General features: G+C 67.1%; 4 protein-coding genes. All 4 read left to right on the top strand.

What is annotated here, in order from left to right; all coding sequences use genetic code 11:
• Positions 1–482 precede the first annotated feature (482 nt).
• The 4 genes from ACZ7L7_RS37130 to ACZ7L7_RS37115 all read left to right on the top strand — a co-directional run bounded on the left by ACZ7L7_RS37130 (position 483) and on the right by ACZ7L7_RS37115 (position 4,572).
• Entirely contained in the window at positions 483–770 is a 288-nt protein-coding gene (locus ACZ7L7_RS37130) for a hypothetical protein (RefSeq protein ID WP_285516857.1), read from the top strand.
• A 431-nt stretch (positions 771–1,201) separates the two neighbouring features.
• Entirely contained in the window at positions 1,202–2,467 is a 1,266-nt protein-coding gene (locus tag ACZ7L7_RS37125; RefSeq protein ID WP_261719630.1) for a DUF262 domain-containing protein, read from the top strand.
• The gene (locus ACZ7L7_RS37120) at positions 2,464–3,612 is read left to right on the top strand and encodes an AAA family ATPase (protein WP_261719631.1); all 1,149 of its coding nucleotides are present in this window, start codon (positions 2,464–2,466) and stop codon (positions 3,610–3,612) included. Before ACZ7L7_RS37125 ends, ACZ7L7_RS37120 begins: the two co-directional genes overlap by 4 nt.
• A gap of 30 nt (positions 3,613–3,642) precedes the next feature.
• Complete coding sequence (locus ACZ7L7_RS37115) at positions 3,643–4,572, top strand: hypothetical protein (RefSeq protein ID WP_261719632.1); 930 nt, start codon at positions 3,643–3,645, stop codon at positions 4,570–4,572.
• Positions 4,573–4,663: the final 91 nt, after the last annotated feature.

Below are 4,663 nucleotides of genomic sequence, written 5' to 3'. Positions count from 1 at the left end.
CCGAGTACGAACGCGACTACTGGCGAAGACTGGAGCAACCCCCGCAGTCCGCCTGAAACAAGACCACCGGACTCCACGAAACCCGGGGCACTTCACGGTGGGTGGAGCTTGCCTGACAGGCGTAGATTGCGGTGAGCCAGCCACCTGTGACAGAGGGACGTTCTCCCGCCTCCGGTTCAGCGCCTCCCTGGTCCCTGGCACTGACCGACACCGGGGCAGGCTGGTGATGCGCCTTCGTGCGAGACGGAACCACATCACAGGCCCTCAGCCGGACGGACGCATGACGTCACGAGTAACTTCGCAGCAGTCGAAAGGGCGGCGATGGCCTTCGGTGGACTCTTAACGCTTGGGCTCCTTGCCGGGGCGGTTCTGGGTGCGACCGGTGCAGGGGTCGGCACGCCGGTGGTGGCTTCCTTCTTGTCGAGGCCCTGTCCACCCATTGGGGGAGTGATGTGGGACGAGCCGATCACCCGGACGGTCTGGTGCGAAGCCGCCTTGACCTGACCGTCAGTGTCGTCTGCGACTCCGCCTGTCATGGCAACGCCCTGCGTGCCCAGGCCCGGTACGGCACCCGAACCGTGCCGCCTGCCACCCGCGACCGGGTGCGGGCGATTTCGGAACGCCTGATTCATGCACTCAACGCCGCCAACGAGCGCTACCTCCTCGGCGAGGGAGTGGGCCGTGAGGTCGCCCTCCGCGACCTTGCCCGGCTCGTCGCCGGAGCCCTGCGGCAGAGCTGTGCTCCCGTGCCGAACGGGACAGCCTGTTGATCATCGACCCGCGGCTCCTCGCGGATGTGTCGCAGGCCGACGAGGCCGCTGCCACTACCGAGCCGCTCAAAACCACGCTGTCGACAGCAGTGGCCAGACTCGCCGTGGCTGCCGGGCTTGTCGCCGGGGTGTTCCTCGTACCTGGCGGAGAAGCAGTTACGGGGCTGCTGGTGGCCGCGGGTGTCTCCAGCGTCGCCGCGATCTGGCCGCGCCTTCGCGAGGCCCTGCACATGGATGGGCAGCTCGTCGGCGGTTCGTCCACTTTGAGGGAACCCGAGTCCGCTGCCGAGGAGCCGAGTCGCCCGGCGCCCTCCCCTCCACTGCTCAGACCGATCGTCCGTCACCACGGAATCACGGACGGTAGGGTGATGCAGCGATCGAAGCGGACACAACGAGCCCACATGGCATGAGGGGGAGGGCGACGAGACGACATGGCGGCGCTGGAGGAGAGCCAGGGGCGTACCCGGGACCAACGGTCGGTGTTCGAGCGGTATCAGGACGCTGCGGCGGATGCCGGAGAGCTGGATTCCTCCCTGTTCTCCGTGGAGGTCACCGCCGACGGCCGGCCGACCGATATCGAGCGCGAGGAGGCCGAGGACGTGGTGATCGAGCAGATCACCTCTCCTTTCGACCCCGAGCACATCGACATCGACACCCGGACGACGACCGTCGATCTGCTGCTGTCCCGGCTGCGCAACGAGATGATCGACCTCGCCCCGGACTTCCAGCGCAAGGCGGGCATCTGGACCGACGGCAAGCAGAGCCGTCTGATCGAGTCGCTGCTGCTGCGCATCCCCATCCCGTCCTTCTACGCCGCCGAGAACAAGGACGGGAGTTGGGCCATCGTCGACGGCATCCAGCGGCTCACGTCGATCGCTCGCTTCCTGGAGCCGCAGACGGTCGACGCCGACCCGTTGAAGCTGACGGGCCTGGAGTATCTGCGCAACTTCGACGGGGCGGGCTTCGCGGACCTTTCCGGAAAGCTCCAGATCCGGCTGCGCGAGACGGAAGTCGTTGTTCATGTCATCCGGCGGGGCACACCCGAGCCCGTGATGTTCAACGTCTTCGCGCGCATCAACACCGGAGGTGAGCCGCTCACCCGGCAGGAGATTCGGCACGCGCTCATCCCGGGACGGGCCCGCACGCTTCTCGCGGAGCTCGCGGAGACCACGGAGTTCCGGCAGGCCACCGGCTACAGCGTCGTCGGTGACCGGATGGCCGACCGGGAGATGGTCCTGCGTTTCCTGGCGTTCCGGATGACCTCACCGCACGCGTACAAGCCCGGTGACTTCGACGCATTCCTCGCCGAGGCGATGCACCAGGTGAACCGTCTCGACAGCGTGGAAGAGGACCGGCTGCGGAGCGAGTTCATCACGGCGATGATCGCGGCCAGGGAGATCTTCGGACATCACGCCTTCCGCAAGTACCGCCGGAACCAGCAGCGCAAGTCACCCATCAACAAGGCACTCTTCGAGGCGGTCGCCGTCAATCTCGCGAGCCTCGACGACGACGATCGCGAGACGCTGCGGCAGATCGATGTCCTCGATGCCTTCGCGGAACTCATGGATGACGTGGAGTTCGAGCGCGCCATCTCCGTGGGCACCGGCGATGCCAGGAAGGTGCGGAAGCGGTTCGACGCCGTCAAGGATCTCTTCGAGGACGCGCTCGGCGAGGAGCGGAGCGAAGTCGAGCAGTGATCAACCACATCAAGCTGATCAACTTCAAGGCGTTCCGGCGTCTGGAACTGCCTCTGGGCCCGCTGACGCTCCTCACCGGTCTCAACTCCTCGGGCAAGAGCAGCGTTCTACAGGCCCTGGCGCTACTGCGGCAGTCGTACGAGACGCAGATGCTCATCCGGACCAAGCGTGCCGGGGGAGGGCTGCTGCTCAACGGCGACCTAGTGGCCCTCGGCACCGCACAGGATGTCCTGCACGAGGACTTCGGGCCCGTGGAAGAACTCCCCGCCGTCAACGAGCCACTCGTAGGCTTTGTCATCGAGGAGGACGGCGAGCAGCGCACGTGGGCCGCTGCGTACGACCTTCGTCATCCCGATCGGGACGTCATGCCCCTGGCGGAGGGCTCGGTACGCTCACACTTGGCCGAGCAGCCGTTCCAGTACCTGCACGCCGACCGCATCACTCCGGCGGTCACTTACCCGCGCTCCCACCAGATCGCCATCGCGCGCGGCTTCCTCGGCGTGCGAGGCGAGCACACTGTCAACTACCTGCGTCACCACATGGAGCAGGACGTACCCACCGAGGTGCCCGACGGTCCGCTCCGTCATCGTGGCGCGACATCGCCCCAACTCCTGGACCAGACGATCGCCTGGATGCAGGAGCTGTGCCCGGGCGTCAACATCGAGACGGATCCAATTGAAGGCACGGACTCGGTCCGCCTCTCCTATGCCTTCGGCGGCACCGCCGGCATCAACGCCACGCGCCGTCGGCGCCCCACCCACGTCGGCTTCGGTCTCACCTACGCGCTGCCCGTCGTAGTCGCCTGCCTCACCGCCACGTCCGAGAGCCTGATCCTGCTGGAGAACCCAGAGGCGCACCTGCACCCCAAGGGGCAGAGCAGGGTGGCCGCGTTGCTCTCCGCGGCCGCCGCTACCGGCGCCCAGCTGATCGTCGAGACGCACAGCGACCATGTGCTGAACGGTGTCCGCATCGCCGTGAAACATGGTGTCCTTCGGCCGGAGAACGCGGTCGTGCACTACTTCAGCGGAAATGGAGCGGGCGCCGAGGTCGTCACCCCGCGCATCGACAAGGACGGCATGCTCGAACAGTGGCCTGAGGGCTTTTTCGACGAGTGGGAGAACTCGCTCGACCAGCTGCTGGACTGACGGCACGGAACGACACAGGGGGTAGCAGGCGTGCCACTGCTGTTTCTCAACGAGAAGTCCTGGGGGACGGCCTGCGATCCAGCGCGGGCCGAGCGGGCGATGGCCGACTTCGTGGCCGTCGTCCGTGCCGCCGCGGCCGAGGGAGGGCCGGGCACGGCGCTGGTGAGCGAGGTGGACGTCAAGGCGCTGGACATCGCCGAGGGCTATCCCGTCAACAAGTGGATCGGGGCCAGTCCGCGCAACCGCGCCCTCTGGCAACGCCTGCGGGCGTTACAGGGCCGCTCGCCCGTGCGAAGCGTCTTCCCTGCGGATGATGCCGTCGAGCACCTGGAGTACCGCCACGACGGCGAGGTCGTTCTCGGCCTGGGAGCCGCGCACTTCATGGACGGCATCGCGGTCAGCCTTGCGGTGGCCCGGCAGTGGCAGGCCGATCGCGTCACCCTGGAGCGAAGCGAACTTGTCGAGGACGACGACGCCTTGGAGATGCGGCAGGACGCTGTCGATGTGCGGCACCTGTCTGCGGAACCACATCTTGGAGTGCATCGGGACTGGTTCCGGGCGGCGCGCAACGAGGGCGTCACCACCGGCTCGCAGATCTGGGACTGCCGGGGCGACCTCTACCCGCACCTCACGTTCCTGCCGCGCGTAGAGGGCCAGCTCCGCAGCCTGGGCCCGCACTGGGTGGTACCTGTGCGGCGGGCTCTGGAGCGACTGGAGGAAGCCGTCCTCGCGTGGGATCCGGCGACCATGGCTGAGCCCGAGTGGCGGACCAAGGTCACCCCGGAGGGCGAGACCCGCAAGCGCGTGTGCCGCTTCACCGATCTGGACGGGAAGACACACACCTTCGACCTGCACGCCCGGTTCACCCCGGGCGCCGGCCGTATCCACTTCCGTCTGGTCCGGGAGGAACGGACGATCCGCCTCGCCCATATCGGCAGCAAGATTCGGCCGGAGGTCTAGTAGGGCTTGGTCATCTTCATCCGTGAGCGGCGTGTCTGTTGATGCCTGGGTGTCGTTGGGGTGGTGTGACACCTGAGGAGATGGCCGGGGT

This window comes from Streptomyces sp. NPDC110618 (assembly GCF_055657065.1).
This window is presented reverse-complemented; position numbering and strand designations above follow the sequence as displayed.

Excerpts from the sequence above, each read along its gene's own strand:
- ACZ7L7_RS37125 (WP_261719630.1), top strand. The coding sequence starts at position 1,202 with ATGGCGGCGCTGGAGGAGAGCCAGGGGCGTACCCGGGACCAACGGTCG.